Here is a 17,106-nt window from a genome sequence, read left to right on the forward strand (position 1 = left end):
TCCCACCCCGCGACCGTGCTATGGTTTGGCTACCGACGCGGGGTGGAGCAGCTCGGTAGCTCGCTGGGCTCATAACCCAGAGGTCGCAGGTTCAAATCCTGTCCCCGCTACTCAGTAGCGAAGAGGCCCGGAGGATTCGTCCTCCGGGCCTCTGGCGTTTTTCCGGCCGGGCGGCCGGGGGTGCTCCGGTACCATCGAGCGTCGCCAAGGACGACGGCAGCGGGGTTTGCGGGGCGCAAGTGTCGGGAAATCGACAAAGCGCCGAAGCAATCTCGTCGGCTTCGGGTCCGCCCCGCCGAAATCGACCGGGGCAGGTGTACGCGGGTTGCGAGTGATGCGACGATGGGACAGATGGGGGACGTTGCACGGCTGCTGACCGGCCGTCCGATCCGACGCGCCCCATGGGGGTGCCTCCGGTCGAAGACCGGGGGACTGTCCCCCCGGCCCACGGCCGGGGAAGGATGCCGCGACACTCTGGGGGAGCGGGAGTCGGCATGAGGCTGATCGGCAAGAACGGGACAGGAGCGGGACCGGCGACCACCGAGGCGGACACCGAGGCCTGGGCGGAGAGCCCCGAGCGGAACCCGGGCGCCCTGCCCGCCCAGCGCACCAGCGGCCTGACGGAGCGCCGGCCGACGGCCGGCTACGGCCCGGACAGCCTGGTGCACGTCCCCACCAGCCGGTTCACCGCCGAGATCGGCCCGTACGGGGCGCACACCGAGCAGGACGGCCAGGGGGAGGACGCCGCCGAACGGGCCGGCTTCGACTCCGCGAGCTTCGAGACCGCGCTGGCCGCCCGCGAGCAGGCCGCGCTGGAGGCCCGGCACCGGCAGGCCGCCGACGACGGCGACCCCGACGCCGCCAGCCGCCTCGGCACCCTGCTGCTGCGCCGCGGCGACCTGGAGGACGCCGAGCCGTACCTGCGCGGCGCCGCCGCCGCCGGGCTGCGCGCGGCCGCCAACAACCTGGGCGTGCTGCTGCACCAGCAGGGCCACCGGGCCGAGGCGGCCCAGTGGTGGCGGCAGGCGGCGGTGGCCGGGAGCGCACCGGCCGCGCACGCGCTCGGCCTGCAACTGCGCGACCAGGGCGAGGAGGAGGCGGCCGAGTACTGGCTGCACTTCGCCGCCGACCACGGCCACCCGCTGGGCGCCTACGCGCTGGGCGACCTGATGGAGCACCGGCGCGACGTGCGCGCCGAGCGGTGGTTCAAGGTGTCCGCCGACGCCGGGCACCGGGAGGCCGCCTACCGGCTGGCCCGGATGCGGGAGGCGGCGGGGGACAAGGAGACCGCGGAGGCCTGGTACCGGATCGCGGCCGCCCGCAGCCACGCCCGGGCGGCACTGCGCCTCGGCGTGCTGCTGGAGGAGCGGGCCGGCGGGGACCAGCCGCTGCTGGAGGAGGCCGCCCGCTGGTACCGGCAGTCGGCGCAGAACGGCGAGCCGCGGGCCGCGTGCGCGCTGGGCTTCCTGCTGCGCGACTCCGGGGAGCTCGGCGCGGCCGCCGACTGGTGGCAGGAGGCGGCCGAGGCGGGGGACGGCAACGCCGCGAACGCGCTGGGCGCGCTGCACGCCTCGCGCGGCGAGGCCGCCGAGGCGGAGCGCTGGTACCGCAGCGCGCTGGAGGCCGGGGACCAGAACGGCGCGTTCAACCTGGGGCTGCTGTGCGCCGGGGCGGGCCGCGACCAGCAGGCCGAGCAGTGGTACCGCCGGGCCGCGTACGCCGGGCACCGGGAGGCCTGCAACGCGCTGGCCGTGGTGCTGCTCCAGCGCGGCGACGAGTCGGGCGCCGAGCCGTGGTTCTCCAAGGCCGCCGAGGCGGGCAGCGTGGACGGCGCGTTCAACCTGGGCGTCCTGCACGCAGGGCGGGGCGAGCAGCAGCACGCGCAGGAGTGGTACGCGCGCGCCGCCGCGGAGGGGCACGGCGAGGCGGCGCTGCAGCTGGCCGTGGTGCAGGAGCAGCGCGGCAACCTGGCGGGCGCGCTGGAGCGCTACCGGCAGGCCGCGGCGGGCGGGTCGGCGGAGGGCGCGTTCCGGCTGGCGTCGGTGCTGGACCGGCGCGGGGACGCGGACGCGGAGGCCGAGCACTGGTACGCGGTGGCGGCGGACGCCGGGCACCGGCGGGCGCAGGTGCGGATGGGCGTGCGGGCGGCCGAGCGTGGTGCCCTGGAGATCGCCGAGAGCTGGTACCGGCGGGCTGCCGAGGCGGGCAGCCGCAGCGCCGCGTTCAACCTGGGGCTGCTGCTGGCCCGGCAGGACAGCGAGGCCGAGGCGATGCTCTGGTACACCCGGGCGGCGGACGCCGGGCACGGGCGGGCGGCGCTGCGGCTCGCGCTGCTGGCGCTGCGCCGGGGGGAGCCGGTGCAGGCGGAGAACTGGTGCCGGCGGGCGGCGGGCTACGGTCCGGCGGAGGTGGCCGAGCGGGCGGGCCGGCTGCTGGGTGCGCTGCACGCGGAGCTGAGCGCGTAGCAGGGCGGGGCGCGTTCGACGGGGGGAGAGTGCGGCCGGGGGAGTGGACGGCCGGGGGCGTGCGGCGGGGCACGCGGTGGCGCGCCCGTCCGGTCACGGCCCGTTCGTACAGTCCGGGCAGAGGCCGCGGTAGGTGATCTCGGCGCCGGAGACGCTGAAGCCGAACCGCTCGGAGGCGGGCAGCGCGGCCAGCGGGTCGCCCAGCGGGTGGACGTCGCGGATCGCTCCGCAGCCGGAGCAGACCAGGTGCTGGTGGGCGTGGTGGGCGTTGGGGTCGTAGCGCTTGGCGCGGCCGTCGGTGGCGACCTCCAACACCTCGCCGAGGCAGACGAGTTCGCCCAGCGTGTTGTAGACGGTCGCCCGGCTTATCTCGGGCAGCCGCTCCACGGCGCGGGCGTGCACCTCGTCGGCGGTGAGGTGCACGTGTTCTCCGTCGAGGACCTCGGCCACGACCCGGCGCTGCGAGGTCAGCCGCCATCCACGTCCGCGAAGCCGTTCCAGCAGGTCACTCATGGGTACAGGGTAAGTGACCTCCTGGACTGGTTCCAGTCTTGACTTGGACAAAGTCCAAGTTAGGATCGAGTCATAACGACCGGATCACGCGGAGGCACCCTCTTATGACTACCCAGGACGAGCTGCGCCCCACCCTCACCACGGAGGCGGGTGCCCCCGTCGCCGACAACCAGAACACCGAGACCGCCGGTGTCGGCGGTCCGGCGCTGATCCAGGACCAGCAGCTGTTCGAGAAGCTCGCGCACTTCAACCGGGAGCGCATCCCGGAGCGCGTGGTGCACGCCCGCGGCGCGGCCGCCTACGGCACCTTCACGGTGACCGCCGACGTGACCGGCTACACCCGGGCCGCGTTCCTCTCCGAGGTCGGCAAGCAGACCGAGACCTTCCTGCGGTTCTCCACCGTGGCGGGCAACCTCGGCTCCGCCGACGCCGTGCGCGACCCGCGCGGCTTCGCGCTGAAGTTCTACACCGAGGAGGGCAACTACGACCTCGTCGGCAACAACACCCCGGTGTTCTTCATCAAGGACGCCACCAAGTTCCCGGACTTCATCCACACCCAGAAGCGCGACCCGTACACCGGCTCGCAGGAGGCGGACAACGTCTGGGACTTCTGGGGCCTGTCGCCCGAGGCCACCCACCAGGTGACCTGGCTGTTCGGCGACCGCGGCATCCCGGCCTCCTACCGGCACCTGGACGGCTTCGGCTCGCACACCTACCAGTGGCAGAACGAGGCCGGCGAGTACTTCTGGGTCAAGTACCACTTCAAGACCGACCAGGGCATCAGGAACCTGACGTCCGAGGAGGCGGCGAAGCTCGCGGGCGAGGACCCGGACAGCCACCAGCGCGACCTGCGCGAGGCCATCGAGCGCGGCGAGTTCCCGAGCTGGACGGTCAGCGTCCAGATCATGCCGGCGGCCGACGCGGCGAACTACCGCTTCAACCCCTTCGACCTGACCAAGGTCTGGCCGCACGCCGACTACCCGCTGGTCGAGTTCGGCAAGCTGGAGCTCAACCGCAACCCCGACAACATCTTCGCCGAGGTCGAGCAGTCGATCTTCTCGCCGTCGCACTTCGTGCCCGGCATCGGCCCGTCCCCCGACAAGATGCTGCAGGGCCGCCTCTTCGCCTACGCGGACGCCCACCGCTACCGCGTCGGCGTCAACGCCGACCACCTGCCGGTCAACCGCCCGCACGCCACCGAGGCGCGCAACAACAGCCGCGACGGCTACCTGTACGACGGCCGCCACGGCCGCCGGAAGAACTACGAGCCGAACAGCTTCGGCGGCCCCGTGCAGACCGGCCGCCCGCTCTGGGCGCCGACCCCCGTCAGCGGGGCCACCGGCACCTCCGAGGCGCCCTCGCACGCCGAGGACAACGACTTCGTGCAGGCGGGCAACCTGTACCGGCTGTTCGGCGAGGACGAGAAGCAGCGGCTGATCGCCAACCTGTCCGGCTTCATCGCCAAGGTCTCGGCCGACCGCGACGACATCGTCGAGCGGGCGATCGAGAACTTCCGCAAGGCCGACGCCGACTACGGTCAGCGCCTGGAGGCCGCGGTGCGGGAGCTGCGCAAGCAGAAGTGACGCCCCCGCGTCCCCGATGAGCAGCGGGCCCGTTCCGACCGGAGCACCGGTCGGAACGGGCCCGCACCCATGTCGGGGCAGCCGGGGATCACACGCTCAGCCGGCGCAGGGTCTCCTCGTGCAACAGGCCGTTGGAGGCGACCGCGTCGGCGCCGCCCGGACCGGGGACGCCGTCCAGACCGGTGAAGCGGCCGCCGGCCTCCTCGACGATGATGCAGTTGGCGGCCATGTCCCACAGGGACAGCTCCGGCTCCGCCGCGATGTCCACCGCGCCCTCGGCGACCATCATGTACGACCAGAAGTCGCCGTACGCGCGGGTCCGCCAGCAGGCCCGGGTGAGGTCGAGGAACGGGTCGAGGCGGCCGCGCTCCTCCCAGCCGGAGAGCGAGGAGTAGGAGAAGGAGGCGTCCTCCATCCGCGAGACGCCGGAGACCTTGATCCGGCTCGCCTTGGCCAGACTGCGGCCTGCGAACGCGCCGAGGTCCTTGGCGGCCCACCAGCGGCGGTTCAGCGCGGGGGCCGAGACGATGCCGACGACCGGCCGCTCGACGCCGTCCGGGCCGTCCTCCAGCAGCGCGATCAGGGTGGCCCAGACCGGTACGCCGCGGATGTAGTTCTTGGTGCCGTCGATCGGGTCGATCACCCAGCGGCGCGGGCCCGAGCCCTGGAGGCCGAACTCCTCGCCCAGCACCGCGTCGCGCGGACGGGCCCGCTGGAGGACGCTGCGCACCAGCTCCTCGGCGGCCTTGTCGGCGTCGCTGACGGGGGTGAGGTCGGGCTTGGTCTCGACCCGCAGGTCGAGTGCGCGGAAGCGCTCCAGGGTGACCGAGTCGGCCGAGTCGGCGAGGACGTGGGCGAGTCGGAGGTCGTCGTGGTAGTCGGCCATGCCCGAAACCCTAGCGAGCCCACCCCGATCGGGACAGTCGGGCTCGCTGACCGGGCAGCGGACGGGGCGCCCGCCCGCCGGAGCCGGTCGGTCACACGCCCGCCCCGCCGACCCCGGCCATGCACCGAACACGCCCCGAGCCGAAGGGCCGCGCCGGTGCCGAAAGGGAGAGCGCGAGGGAGCGCCGACCGTCGGCGCCGGGTCAAAGCGGCCCGGAGGCGAGCGGGCGACGACTCAGTGCGCGGAGCCGCTGAGCTGGAGGCCGATGACTCCGGCGATCACCAGGGAGATGGAGACCAGTTTGAGCACCGAGGTGGTCTCGTCCAGGAAGACCATGCCGTAGATCGCGGTGCCGGCCGCGCCGATGCCGGTCCACACCGCGTACGCGGGGCCGACGGGGAGGGTCTTCAGGGAGAGGGTGAGCAGGCCGAAGCTGCCGAGGGCGAAGACGCAGAAGCTGATGGTGGGCCAGAGCTTGGTGAAGCCTTCGCTGAGCTTGAGGTTGATCGCGAAGCCGGTCTCCAGGAGGCCGGCCAGGATCACCAGGGCCCATGCCATCGCGTGCTCTCCCTGTCGATCGGCGGACCGGACCGTGATCCGGCCCGACTTTCCTATGATCACCAGGCGACGGCGCTCCGACACCTCGAACGCGCGAAAACACCGGACTTCACGGGCCCCGCGGTCCCTCCGCGGGCCGTCACTCGTCCTCGCGGGCCTCCTTGCTGGCCAGCAGACGGCGCAGCGAGTAGAGCCTGGCCTGCTCGGCGTGGCCGTCCGCGACCCAGGCGTCCAGCGCGCAGTCCGGCTCGTCGTGGCTGCACGCGCGCGGGCACTCCGCGGTGCCGGGCTCCAGGTCGGGGAAGGCGAGGATGACCCGGGACGGGTCGATGTGCGAGAGGCCGAAGGAACGGAAACCGGGGGTGTCGATCACCCAGCCGGTGTCTAGCGCCTTCTTCGAGCCCGGCTTGGCACCGGGCGGCGGCGGCAGTCGCAGCGCGAGGGCCGAGACGGTGGTGTGCCGGCCCCGGCCGGTGACCGCGTTGACCCGCCCGGTGCTCCGCTGGTGCAGCGGGACCAGGGCGTTGACCAGGGTGGTCTTCCCGACGCCGGAGTGGCCGATGAACACCGTGCGCAGACCGCGCAGACGCTCCCGGACGGCCTCGGCCCCGGTGGTGGCCAGCTCGTCCCGCCGGGTCACCACGTACTGGATGCCGAGCGGGGCGTAGGCGGCCAGCAGGGGCTCGGCCGGCGCGAGGTCGGCCTTGGTGAGGACGAGCAGCGGCTCCATCCCCGCGTCGTAGGCGGCGACCAGGCAGCGGTCGATCAGCCGGGGCCGGGGCTCCGGGTCGGCCAGGGCGGTGACGATGGCGAGCTGCTCGGCGTTGGCGACGACGATCCGCTCGTACGGGTCGTCGTCGTCCGCGGTGCGCCGCAGGACCGAGCTGCGCTCCTCGACCCGGACGATCCGGGCCAGGGTGTCGGCGTCCCCGGAGAGGTCGCCGACCAGCGAGACGTTGTCGCCGACGACGACGCCCTTGCGGCCCAGCTCACGGGCCTTCATGGCGACGATCTCGCGTTCCTGCTTGGTGCCCGGATCGATCAGGCAGGTCAGCCGGCCGCGGTCGACGGTGAGCACCATCGCCTCGGCCGCGTCCTCGTGCTTGGGCCGGATCCGGGTCCGCGGCCGCGAGCCCTTCCGACCGGGGCGGTTGCGGATGTCGTCCTCGTCGGCGTCCTTGCCGTAGCGGCGCATGTCCTCAGTCTCCTGCTCAGCCGCCCGCCACTGCTCCGGTGAGCAGCTCGTCCCACATCGCGGGGAAGTCCGGCAGGGTCTTGGCGGTGGTGGCCACGTTCTCCACCTGGACGCCGGGCACGGCCAGGCCGATCACCGCGGCGGCGGTGGCCAGCCGGTGGTCCTCGTACGTGTGGAAGACGCCGCCGCCCAGCTTGCGCGGGCGGATCCGCAGGCCGTCCTCGGTCTCGCTGACGTCGCCGCCGAGGTCGTTGATCTCCTTGGCGAGCGCGGCCAGCCGGTCGGTCTCGTGCAGGCGCAGGTGGGCGATGCCGTAGAGGTGCGACTCGGAGTCGGCGAGGGCGGCCACGGCGGCGATCACCGGGGTGAGCTCGCCGACGTCGTGCAGGTCGGCCTCGATGCCGTGGATCCGGCCGGTACCCGTGAACTGGAGGCCCTCGTCGGTGAACTCGCAGCTGCCGCCCATCCGGGTGTAGATGTCGCGCAGCTGGTCGCCCGGCTGGGTGGTGTGCCGGGGCCAGTCGCGGACGGTGACCCGGCCGCCGGTGACCAGGGCGGCGGCGAAGAACGGCGCGGCGTTGGACAGATCGGGCTCGACGACCATGTCGCGGCCGATCAGGGCGCCGGGAGTGACCCGCCAGACGTCCTTCTCGCCGCCGTCCTCCGGGGCGTCGACCTGCACGCCGGCCAGCCGGAGCATCTCGACGGTCATCCGGATGTGCGGCAGCGACGGGACCGGACCGCCGACGTGCCGGACCTCGACGCCCTGGTTGTAGCGGGCACCGGAGAGCAGCAGGGCGGAGACGAACTGCGAGGAGGACGAGGCGTCGAGCTCGACCGGGCCGCCCTCCAGCGCGCCGGTGCCGTGCACGGTGAGCGGGAAGGCGCCGCGGCCGCCGTCGTCGATCCGGGCGCCGAGCGCGCGCAGGGCGTTGATCACGCCGTGCTGGGGGCGCTCGTGGCTGCGCGGGTCCCCGTCGAAGTGGACCGGACCCTCCGCGAGGACGGCCAGCGGCGGCAGGAAGCGCATGACCGTGCCGGCGTTGCCCACGTCGACGGAGGCGGGGCCGAGCAGGGCGGGCGCGGGGATGACCCGCCAGGCCTCGCCACCGCCGGTGCCGCCGGAGTCGTTGTTGACCTGCTCCTCGATGCCGACGCCGAGCGCGCGCAGGCCGTCGGCCATCAGCTGGGAGTCGCGGCTGCGCAGCGGACGGCGAACCCAGCCGGGCTCGTCGGCCAGTGCCGCCAGCACCAGGGCCCGGTTGGTGACCGACTTGGAGCCGGGGATGGTGACGGTGGCGTCAACGGGGCTGGTCGCGACGGGGGCGGGCCACAGGGTCTCGGTCATGGGGCAAGTTTAGGGGCCGTACCGGAACTGTACTTTCGCCCGCTCGCCTCTGTGTCCTCGCCCGCTCGCCTCCGGGCCGCTTGATCCGGTGCCGACGGTCGTCGCTCCAATGCCGCTCGTTCCTCGCGGCCTCCTCGCTCCTTCCTTTCGGCACCGGCGCGGCCCTTCGGCTCGGGGCGGGTTGGGTGCGTGGCTGGGGTTGACGGGGTGGGCGTGTGCTGTGGGGTTGGGTGCGTGGCTGAGCTTGACGGAGCGGGCGGGTGCCGTGCGGTTCGGTGCGGGGCTGGGGTTGACGGAGCGGGCGGGTGCTGTGGGGGCCGGGGTGGGTTCGGGACCGGTGGCTCGGGGCTCGGGGGGTCAGAGGGGGCGCAGCAGCCAGGCGGCGCCGAGGGCGAGGGTGGCGAGGGCGGTGACCAGGAAGAGCGCGATCCAGGCGAGGCCGGGGATGCCGGTGAGGCGGGCCAGCTGGTCGGCGTCGGAGTCCAGGGCCTGGCCGCGGCGGCGCTGGTGCTGGAGTTCGAGGACCGGGCGGACGGCGCCGAACAGCAGGAACCAGCTGGCGAGGTAGGCGAAGCCGGCCTGGACCTCGGGGGAGCCGAACCAGGAGACCAGGAAGACCGCGCCGCCGGTGAGCAGGACGCTCAGGAAGCCGAAGGCGTTGCGGATGCGCACCAGCAGGGCGAGCAGCAGGGCGATGGCGAGCCAGAGCAGCAGGGTGATCCGGTCGGCGGCGAGCAGGGCGGCGCAGCCGAGGCCGAGCAGGGCGGGGGCGGTGTAGCCGGCGGCGGCGGTGAGGACCATGCCGGGGCCGGTGGGGCGTCCGTAGGACAGGGTGAGGCCGGAGGTGTCGGAGTGCAGCCGGATGCCGGCCAGCCTGCGGTCGGTGGCGACGGCGGCGAGGCCGTGGCCGCCCTCGTGCGCGATGGTGACCGCGTTGCGGGCTATCCGCCAGACCGGGCGGGCGAGGACGGCGAGCAGGGCGGCGGCGCCGGTGGCGAGGGCGAGCCAGCCGGGCGGGGCGGGCTGGGTGCCGGTGACGGCGGTCCACAGCTCCTCGATGGTCCTGGTGTCCATGGGTCTCCTCCGCCTCGGTTCGGCCGTCCCGGGGTGGCAGCCTGCCATGCGGGGGGACGGCGGGGCAGGGGCGGGTGGTTCTCCGGCGGGGGTGAGGAGGGGGTGAGAATCCCGGCGGCGGTCGCGGTCGTGGCAAGCTGACGCCATGTGCGGTCGCTTCGCTTCGAGCACCAGGCCCGAGGACATCGTCGAGCTGTTCGGCGTCCGGCAGTGGGATCCGGCGGAGACGCTGGCCCCGAGCTGGAACGTCGCGCCCACCCAGAGCGCCTTCGTGGTGCTGGAGCGGGTGCCGAAGGGGGCGGCGGCGCCGGTGCGGCAGCTGCGGGTGCTGCGCTGGGGGCTGGTGCCGCAGTGGGCGAAGTCGCCGGAGACGGCGGTGAAGATGATCAACGCCCGGTCGGACACGGTGCACGAGAAGCCGTCGTACCGGCAGGCCTTCGCCTCGCGCCGGTGCATCCTGCCGGTGGACGGCTACTACGAGTGGCAGACGGTGCCGGCCGAGCGGGGCAAGGCGAGGAAGAAGCCGTTCTTCGTCTCCCGGGTGGACGGTGCGCCGCTGGCGCTGGCCGGGCTGTACGAGTTCTGGCGCAACCGGGCGGTGCCGTCGGACCACCCGGAGGGCTGGCTGGTGACCTTCACCATCGTGACCACCGAGGCGGAGGAGCTGCTGGCGCCGATCCACGAGCGGATGCCGCTCTTCCTCGACCCGGGGTCGTTCGACGAGTGGCTGGACCCGGGGCTGAGCGACCCGGACGAGCTGCGGCGGCTGCTGATACCCCCGCCGCCGGGGGCGCTGCGGGCCACCCCGGTGTCGCCGGCGGTCGGCAGCATCCGCAACGACGAGCCCGGGCTGACCGAGCCGTACACCGAGGTCGAGTACGAGACCACGCTCTTCTGACCCCTCCCTGTTCCCCTCCTCCCCTTCCCCTCCTCCCCTTCCCCTCCTCCCGTTCTCTCCCGTTCTTCTCCCGCCCACCGCACCGGAGCCGCCGTGACCCAGGAAGCCGTGACGACGGAACTCGTCCCCACCACCGCCGGGGACGCCCGGATCACCCTGCACCCGGCGGCCGCGCCCCGGGCGGTGCTGGCGCTGGGGCACGGCGCCGGCGGCGGGATCGAGGCGCGGGACCTGGTGGCGCTGGCCGGGGCGCTGCCGGCGCGGGGGATCTCGGTGGCGCTGGTCGAGCAGCCCTGGCGGGTGGCCGGGAAGCGGCTCGCCCCCGCGCCGCGGACGCTGGACGCGGGGTGGACGCCGGTGGCGGAGCGGCTGGCCGGGGCGGGGCTGCCGCTGGTGGTGGGCGGGCGCAGCGCCGGGGCCCGGGTGGCGTGCCGGACGGGCGCGGCGGCCGGGGCGGCCGGGGTGGTGGCGCTGGCGTTCCCGCTGCACCCTCCGGGCCGGCCGGAGAAGAGCCGGGCGGAGGAGCTGCTGGGGTCCGGCCTGCCGACGCTGGTGGTGCAGGGCGGGGCGGATCCGTTCGGCGGGCCGGCGGAGTTCCCGGAGCTGCCGGGGACGCACGAGCTGGTGGCGCTGGAGTACGGCAACCACGGGTTCGAGGTGCCGAAGCGGGCGCCGGTGGGCCAGGAGGAGGTGCTGGAGCTGATCACGTCGGCGGTCGGGGACTGGGTGCTGCGGCTGCTCTGAGGGGCGTTCCCGGGGCTCCGTGTGCGGGCTGTCGCTGTCTGTTCACCCGTTCGAGCGAACTGCGGGCGGGGGGCGGGAATGCGGGAGTGATTCCAGTGGTTGACACCCTCGTCAGCTTGAGTCCCGATGGAAGGCAGGGCAGATGGGTTCGATCGCGTGCCCCGAGCGGCCGGACGAGCGCGAGGCCGCGGCGGCGTTCGCACCCTCGTGGTCGGACTGGATTGCCGCGGGCGAGAAGCCCGTCAGCCCGATATCCTCCATTTCGGGGCGGCCCGCCGTGGGCCGTGTCCGTCATGCCGAGGAGGTGGGTCCGGTCGTCGGGACCGAGCACGAGGCCGAGCCGGGCGGGGGCCCGGAGGAGGGCCTGCCCACGGGTGCGGCGCTCACCGGTGAGGAGCTGGCCGAGGCGATCGGCGAGGACACCTTCCGGGTGTCGGCGGAGGAGAGCGAGGAGGCCCGGCGGCAGCGCTTCGAGCGCGACGCCCTGGGCTACCTGGATCCGATGTACTCGGCGGCGCTGCGGATGACCCGCAACCCGGCCGACGCGGAGGACCTGCTCCAGGAGGCGTTCGCCAAGGCGTACGCGTCCTTCCACCAGTTCCGTGAGGGCACCAACCTCAAGGCCTGGCTGTACCGCATCCTCACCAACACGTTCATCAACTCGTACCGCAAGAAGCAGCGGGAGCCCCAGCGCACCGCCGCCGAGGAGATCGAGGACTGGCAGCTGGCCCGGGCGGAGTCGCACATGTCGACCGGTCTGCGGTCGGCGGAGACCCAGGCCCTGGACCACCTCCCGGACAGTGACGTCAAGGACGCCCTCCAGGCCATCCCGGAGGAGTTCCGCATCGCCGTCTATCTCGCGGACGTAGAGGGCTTTGCGTACAAGGAGATCGCGGACATCATGGGTACTCCCATCGGTACGGTGATGTCCCGGCTGCACCGCGGCCGCCGCCAGCTGCGCGGCATGCTGGAGGACTACGCCCGTGAGCGCGGGCTGGTCCCGGCCGGCAGCGGGGCAGGGCAGGAAGCGAAGGGCTCGGGTTCATGAGCTGCGGAGATCCGCACGACACCGAGTGTGGCGAGGTCCTCGACCACCTCTACGAATTCCTCGACAACGAGATGGCCGAGGGCGACTGCGCCAAGCTGCGCGAGCACTTCGACGAGTGCTCGCCGTGCCTGAAGCAGTACGGGCTTGAGCAGGCGATCAAGGCGCTGATCAAGCGATCCTGCGGCTGCGACGACACCCCGGCCGATCTGCGCGGCAAGGTGCTGGCCAGGATCGACTCGATCCGGGCCGGGCAGCGCTCGGGCGAGACGGTGGTGGTCGCCGTCGAGACCACGATCGAGGTGCACGCCGAGACGGCCGGACCGGCCGGGGAGGCGGCGGCGGACGAGCCGTCGGCCCGTTCCGGCGCCCCGGTCGAGGCGGGGGCCCCGGCGGAGTGAGCGGAGACCCGCCGGTACCGGCGGGCACGGAGTGACCTGTGCGCCGAACGGCGTGCGCGGAGCGGCCCCGGAAGCGTGTGCTTCCGGGGCCGCTCCCTTTCTGCTCGTTTGCGCCGTCACTCGTTCGAGTGAGTTGGTGGTGTGCCAGCTGCGGCATTCCGCGATCATGCGTCCCCACAGCGGAACGGCGCCCTATCCTCCTGACGGGCACTCACCGCCGGTTGGCCCGGCGTGCTGGGCGCCGAGCGGGCCAGGACGGCGGGGAGGTCGAGATCGCTACCGACAGTGGAGACGCGGACCTGCCGGAGGGCGCCACGCGCTACCTCGTGGCCGTTCCGGTGGCGGCGCTCTGCTGTCTGCTGCCGCTGCTGCCCGTGCCGGGCCCGCTGCGTCCGCCGCACTGGCTCGGCGCGCCGGTGGACTGGCCCAAGGTCGGGCTGCTGGCCTTCCTGCACGGGTGCTGGGAGTCGCTCGCGCAGGGGCTGCCCACGCCGTGCCTGCGGCTGGTCCGGCTGGTGCTGCGCCGCCCCCCGCTGCCGGTCCGGGCGCCGGCCCGCCCCAGCGTCAACGCCTTCTTCCCGGTGCTGTTCGCCGGGGTGCTGATGCTGCCGCCGGCCGCCGCCGCGCTGGTGGCGGCGCCGGCCGCACTGGTCGGGGCCGCCGAACCGGTCTGCCGGCGGCGGCAGCTGTGGAACGGCTCCCAGCTCGCGCTGTCGGCCTTCGCCGCCTCGGCGGCCTTCCACCTGCTGGCCGGCCCGCAGCTGCTGCTCGGCTCCCGCTTCCCGGCCGCGCTGCTCCCCGGGTTCGCCGCGCTCGGCGCGTTCTGCCTGGTCAACGGGGTGCTGGTGGGCGGCATGCTGATGCTGGCGGAGGGCCGCCGGCCGACCGTGCTGCTGCGCGGGCCGGCCGCCGCGGTCGGGCTCCCGGTGGTGGTGCACGCGGCCGGCGGGCTGATGGTCGCCGTGCTCTGGCAGGGCCCGTACGGCGCGTTCGCGGCGCTGCTGGCCCTGCTGCCGCTGACCATCTCCGCCTGGGTGTTCGCCCAGGGGCACCGGGAGCGCGACGCCCACCAGGCCACCGTCCGGGCGCTGGTGCAGGCGGTGGAGATCAAGGACGCCTACACCCGGGGGCACAGCGAACGGGTCGGCAAGGCCGCGGTCCTGATCGCCGGTCAGCTCGGCATGGAGTCCGAGCGGCTGCGCACCCTGCGGTACGCGGGCATCCTGCACGACGTCGGCAAGCTGGGCGTCGCCACCGAGCTGCTGCGCAGAAACGGTCCCCTCAGCGACGCCGAGCGGCGGGCCGTCGAGGTGCACCCGGTGCACGGGTACGAGCTGGTGCGCGGGATCGCCTTCCTCGGCGAGGCGCACTCCGGGATCCTGCACCACCACGAGCGGATGGACGGGCGGGGCTACCCGAGCGGGCTGGCCGGCGAGCAGATCCCGGAGTTCGCCCGGATCATCTCGGTCGCGGACGCCTTCGACTCGATGACCTCCACCCGCTCCTACCGGCGCGGGCGGCCGGTCACCGAGGCGGTGGCGGAGCTGGAGCGCTGCTCGGGCAGCCAGTTCGACCCGGTGATGGTGCGGGCGCTGGTCTCCGCGCTGGCCGTGCACGACTGGCAGCCGGTGCTGCCGCCGCCCGCCGACTGCATCCGCGCGGTGCCGGACATCCCGCTCGGCGTTCCCGAGCCGGCCCGGGCGGCCCCGCGCGGGGTCCCCGCCCAGGGCGGCACCGTGCCGACGGCCGGGCCGTCGTGACCGCGGGGGCCGACCGGGGGAAGGCTCCGGGCGCGCGGACGCGGAGCGCGGGCCTGGTGCGCGTGGTGCACGCCGGGGCGCTCGCACTGCTGGCCGCCGCATTCGGCGCGGTGGCGGTCCGCGGGGTGGCGGAGCCCGGGGTGGCCCTGGCCTTCACCGCGCTGATCGCGCTCGGCGAGTGCGTCCGGATCACCCTTCCGGGCGACCGCGAGCAGGCGCCGATCGGGGCCGCCGGGGCGCTCGCCTACGCGCTGCTCGGGCCGCTGCGCGGGCTGCCGACCGCGCACGGGGCGCTCCAGGTGGTGGCGGTGACGGGGACCGGCCTGCTGCTCGCCCTGCTGCCCGCCGCACTGCGGGCGGTGGCGCCGGGCCCGCGCGGCGCCCGGCGGCACCGGCACCGGCGCCCGCCCTGGGGGGACCGGGCCCGGTGGGACGGCGCGGCGCGGCGACTGCTCGGCGCCGCCTTCGCGGCCGTGGTCTTCCAGCCGCTCTACAACAGCGGCGTGGTCGACCGGTACTCCGCGGACGGCCCGGCCTACGGGGCGTTCCTCACGGCCGTCGCCGCGCTCGCCGCGCTCTGCGACGCCACCCTGGCGGCGCTGCTGCGCCGGGCCCGGACCGGGCTGCGGTTCCCGGCCGCGCTGGAGGACGAGCTGCGCTCGCTGTTCGGGATCGGCTCGGCGATCGTCGCCACCGGCATGCTGGTCAGCCTCGCCGCGGGTGAGGTGGGGCTCTGGGCGCTGCCGCTGTTCTGCGCGCCGCTGCTGCTCGCGCAGGTGTCGTTCCGGCGGGCGGCGGCCGTCCGGGCCACCACCGGGCAGACCATCGCCAGCCTGGCGAAGGCCACCGAGGTGGCCGGCTACACCCCGCCCGGGCACGCCCGCCGGGTCGCCGACACCGCCTGCGCGCTCGGCCGTGAGCTGGGCCTGGGCACCCGGGAGCTGGCGCTGCTGGAGTACGCGGCGCTGATGCACGACGTCGGCCAGTTGTCGCTGGTCGAGCCCGTGCCCGGCGGGGCGACGGCGCTGCTGCCGGACGAGGAGCAGCAGCGGATCGCCCGGCTCGGCAGCGAGGTGATCCGGCGGACCGGGGTGCCCCGGCAGGTCGCCGAGCAGGTCGCCCGGCTGGCCGACCCGTGGCCCGGGCCGGACGGCGGCGGCCGGACGGTGCCGCTGGCGGCGCGGATCATCCGGGTGGCGAACGCGCACGACGACCTGCTGACGGCGGCGCGGGGGCGCGGGGTGGGCGAGGCGGTGGGCCGGCTGGAGGTGCTGGAGGTGCTCCGGCTGGGGCGCGGGCGGGTGTACGACGCCCGGGTGGTCGACGCGCTGGTCCGGGTGCGCGGGTAGCCGCGGTCGCGGTGCTCCCGTGCCGTCCGGGGTTGAGTCGGCGGGGTGGGGCGGGCAGGCTGGGGGGTGGGGGCCGGAGACGGGCAACCGCGGCGGTGGGAAGCGCGGGCGGCGGTGGGCGTGGTTGGATGCGGTCGTAGCGTGGAACACCGACCCGGGGCACCGGGCCCGGGACGCGGGAGCGGACACGGGACTTGAGCGGACGACGACGGCAGGGACGAACGTGAGGATCTTCCACCGGGCACGACACCGGCCGTCCGCCACCTGGCGGCAGACGACCGACCGGGCTTTCACGCTGATCGGTGACGGCCGCTACGAGGACGCCGGCGCGCTGCTGGTGATGGCGGCCGACCTGGAGCCGTGGCTGTCGGACTCGTGGTTCAACCTCGCACTGCTGCACAAGTTCCGCCGCGACTGGGAGCAGGCGCGGTCGGCCGGCCTGCGGGCCGTGGCGCTGCTCGACCGCGAGCAGGGCGCCCCCGACTGGTGGAACCTGGGGATCACGGCGACCGCGCTGCAGGACTGGCCGCTGGCCCGGCGGGCCTGGCAGGCGTACGGGCTGCGGCTGCCCGGCGGCCCGGGCGGGCAGCCGGACGGGCCGGTCAGCCTGGACCTGGGGACGACACCGGTGCGGCTCTCCCCGGACGGCGAGTCCGAGGTGGTGTGGGGCCGGCGGCTGGACCCGGCCCGGATCGAGGTGCTGTCGATCCCGCTGCCGTCCTCCGGCCGGCGCTGGGGCGAGGTGGTGCTGCACGACGGTGCGCCGCACGGGGAGCGGGTCACCGACGGGGTCGCCTTCCCGGTGTTCGACGAGATCGAGCTGTGGGCGCCGTCCCCGGTGCCGACGTACGTGGTGCTGCTGCAGGCGGCGACGGCGGCGGACCGGGACGCCCTGGAGCGGCTGGTCGCGGACGCCGGTTACGCGGCGGAGGACTGGACGTCCTCGGTGCGGCTGCTCTGTCGTGCGTGTTCGGAGAGCCGGATGGCCTCGGACGACGGGCACACCGCCCACCACGATCCGCACGACGACGGGGACGCCGCGCACCCGGGCCACCTGAGCCATCTCAGCCAGGGCGCGGGCGGGATGTCCTGGCTGGTCGAGCGCGAGTGCGGGATCGCGGCACCGGCCCATCTGGTGCGGACTCTGCTGGACCGCTGGGCGGCTGCGGCCCCGGCGAGCCGGGCATATCGGGATCTCGAAGAAGTCTGCTGACCGGGCCGCTTACCCTTGACCGGTACGGCCTGACAGTCCAGGGGCACGGCAGTCGACGGAAGCGGAAGCGGAAA

Annotated in this window: 15 protein-coding genes and 1 tRNA gene; 10 read left to right on the forward strand and 6 right to left on the reverse strand. The window is 74.5% G+C overall.

The genetic code is table 11. From position 1 onward, the window contains the following. Nucleotides 1-36: 36 nt before the first annotated feature. Nucleotides 37-110: transfer RNA gene (locus AC067J_RS13035), tRNA-Met, on the forward strand. Nucleotides 111-494: 384 nt separating this feature from the next. Next, entirely contained in the window at nucleotides 495-2,465 is a 1,971-nt protein-coding gene (locus tag AC067J_RS13040; RefSeq protein WP_478298500.1) for a tetratricopeptide repeat protein, read from the forward strand. Nucleotides 2,466-2,558: 93 nt separating this feature from the next. On the opposite strand, the gene AC067J_RS13045 is transcribed toward AC067J_RS13040, so the two are convergent. Further along, on the reverse strand, nucleotides 2,559-2,978 hold the full coding sequence (locus tag AC067J_RS13045; protein ID WP_478298502.1) for a Fur family transcriptional regulator: 420 nt from the start codon (nucleotides 2,976-2,978) through the stop codon (nucleotides 2,559-2,561). 104 nt (nucleotides 2,979-3,082) lie between these two features. Here AC067J_RS13045 and AC067J_RS13050 point away from each other — a divergent pair, with 104 nt between their 5' ends. Next, complete coding sequence (locus AC067J_RS13050) at nucleotides 3,083-4,561, forward strand: catalase (protein WP_478298504.1); 1,479 nt, start codon at nucleotides 3,083-3,085, stop codon at nucleotides 4,559-4,561. An 88-nt stretch (nucleotides 4,562-4,649) separates the two neighbouring features. Here the strand turns inward: AC067J_RS13050 and hisN are convergent, their stop codons facing one another. From hisN to AC067J_RS13075, 5 genes are all read right to left on the reverse strand, one after another. Continuing rightward, nucleotides 4,650-5,447, reverse strand: coding sequence for a histidinol-phosphatase (hisN, locus tag AC067J_RS13055; RefSeq protein WP_478298506.1), 798 nt, complete (start codon nucleotides 5,445-5,447; stop codon nucleotides 4,650-4,652). Between the two features lie 234 nt (nucleotides 5,448-5,681). Next, nucleotides 5,682-6,005 carry a DMT family transporter gene (locus tag AC067J_RS13060; protein ID WP_478298508.1) on the reverse strand — a complete coding sequence of 108 codons (324 nt, stop codon included), beginning with the start codon at nucleotides 6,003-6,005 and terminating at the stop codon, nucleotides 5,682-5,684. 139 nt (nucleotides 6,006-6,144) lie between these two features. Next, entirely contained in the window at nucleotides 6,145-7,200 is a 1,056-nt protein-coding gene (gene rsgA / locus AC067J_RS13065; RefSeq protein ID WP_478298510.1) for a ribosome small subunit-dependent GTPase A, read from the reverse strand. A gap of 16 nt (nucleotides 7,201-7,216) precedes the next feature. Then, nucleotides 7,217-8,548 (reverse strand): 3-phosphoshikimate 1-carboxyvinyltransferase, encoded by a 1,332-nt coding sequence (gene aroA, locus AC067J_RS13070; protein WP_478298511.1) that lies wholly within the window; start codon nucleotides 8,546-8,548, stop codon nucleotides 7,217-7,219. A 357-nt stretch (nucleotides 8,549-8,905) separates the two neighbouring features. Continuing rightward, nucleotides 8,906-9,622: a M50 family metallopeptidase gene (locus AC067J_RS13075; RefSeq protein WP_478298513.1), complete on the reverse strand. Its 717-nt coding sequence runs from the start codon at nucleotides 9,620-9,622 to the stop codon at nucleotides 8,906-8,908. Between the two features lie 145 nt (nucleotides 9,623-9,767). Here AC067J_RS13075 and AC067J_RS13080 point away from each other — a divergent pair, with 145 nt between their 5' ends. The 7 genes from AC067J_RS13080 (at nucleotide 9,768) to AC067J_RS13110 (ending at nucleotide 17,032) form a co-directional block, all read left to right on the forward strand. Continuing rightward, the gene (locus AC067J_RS13080) at nucleotides 9,768-10,520 is read left to right on the forward strand and encodes an SOS response-associated peptidase (RefSeq protein WP_478298515.1); all 753 of its coding nucleotides are present in this window, start codon (nucleotides 9,768-9,770) and stop codon (nucleotides 10,518-10,520) included. Nucleotides 10,521-10,613: 93 nt separating this feature from the next. Beyond that, entirely contained in the window at nucleotides 10,614-11,264 is a 651-nt protein-coding gene (locus AC067J_RS13085; protein WP_478298517.1) for an alpha/beta hydrolase family protein, read from the forward strand. A 304-nt stretch (nucleotides 11,265-11,568) separates the two neighbouring features. Continuing rightward, entirely contained in the window at nucleotides 11,569-12,312 is a 744-nt protein-coding gene (locus tag AC067J_RS13090) for a sigma-70 family RNA polymerase sigma factor (RefSeq protein WP_478298954.1), read from the forward strand. Further along, a complete protein-coding gene (gene rsrA / locus AC067J_RS13095; RefSeq protein WP_478298519.1) occupies nucleotides 12,309-12,710 on the forward strand; it encodes a mycothiol system anti-sigma-R factor in 402 nt (133 codons plus the stop codon). The genes AC067J_RS13090 and rsrA overlap by 4 nt, the downstream gene beginning before the upstream one ends. A 326-nt stretch (nucleotides 12,711-13,036) precedes the next feature. Next, on the forward strand, nucleotides 13,037-14,470 hold the full coding sequence (locus AC067J_RS13100) for an HD-GYP domain-containing protein (protein ID WP_478298956.1): 1,434 nt from the start codon (nucleotides 13,037-13,039) through the stop codon (nucleotides 14,468-14,470). Between the two features lie 56 nt (nucleotides 14,471-14,526). Beyond that, nucleotides 14,527-15,819 carry an HD-GYP domain-containing protein gene (locus AC067J_RS13105; RefSeq protein ID WP_478298521.1) on the forward strand — a complete coding sequence of 431 codons (1,293 nt, stop codon included), beginning with the start codon at nucleotides 14,527-14,529 and terminating at the stop codon, nucleotides 15,817-15,819. Between the two features lie 223 nt (nucleotides 15,820-16,042). Next, nucleotides 16,043-17,032 carry a tetratricopeptide repeat protein gene (locus AC067J_RS13110; RefSeq protein ID WP_478298523.1) on the forward strand — a complete coding sequence of 330 codons (990 nt, stop codon included), beginning with the start codon at nucleotides 16,043-16,045 and terminating at the stop codon, nucleotides 17,030-17,032. Nucleotides 17,033-17,106: the final 74 nt, after the last annotated feature.

This window comes from Kitasatospora sp. NPDC042419, assembly GCF_056437345.1.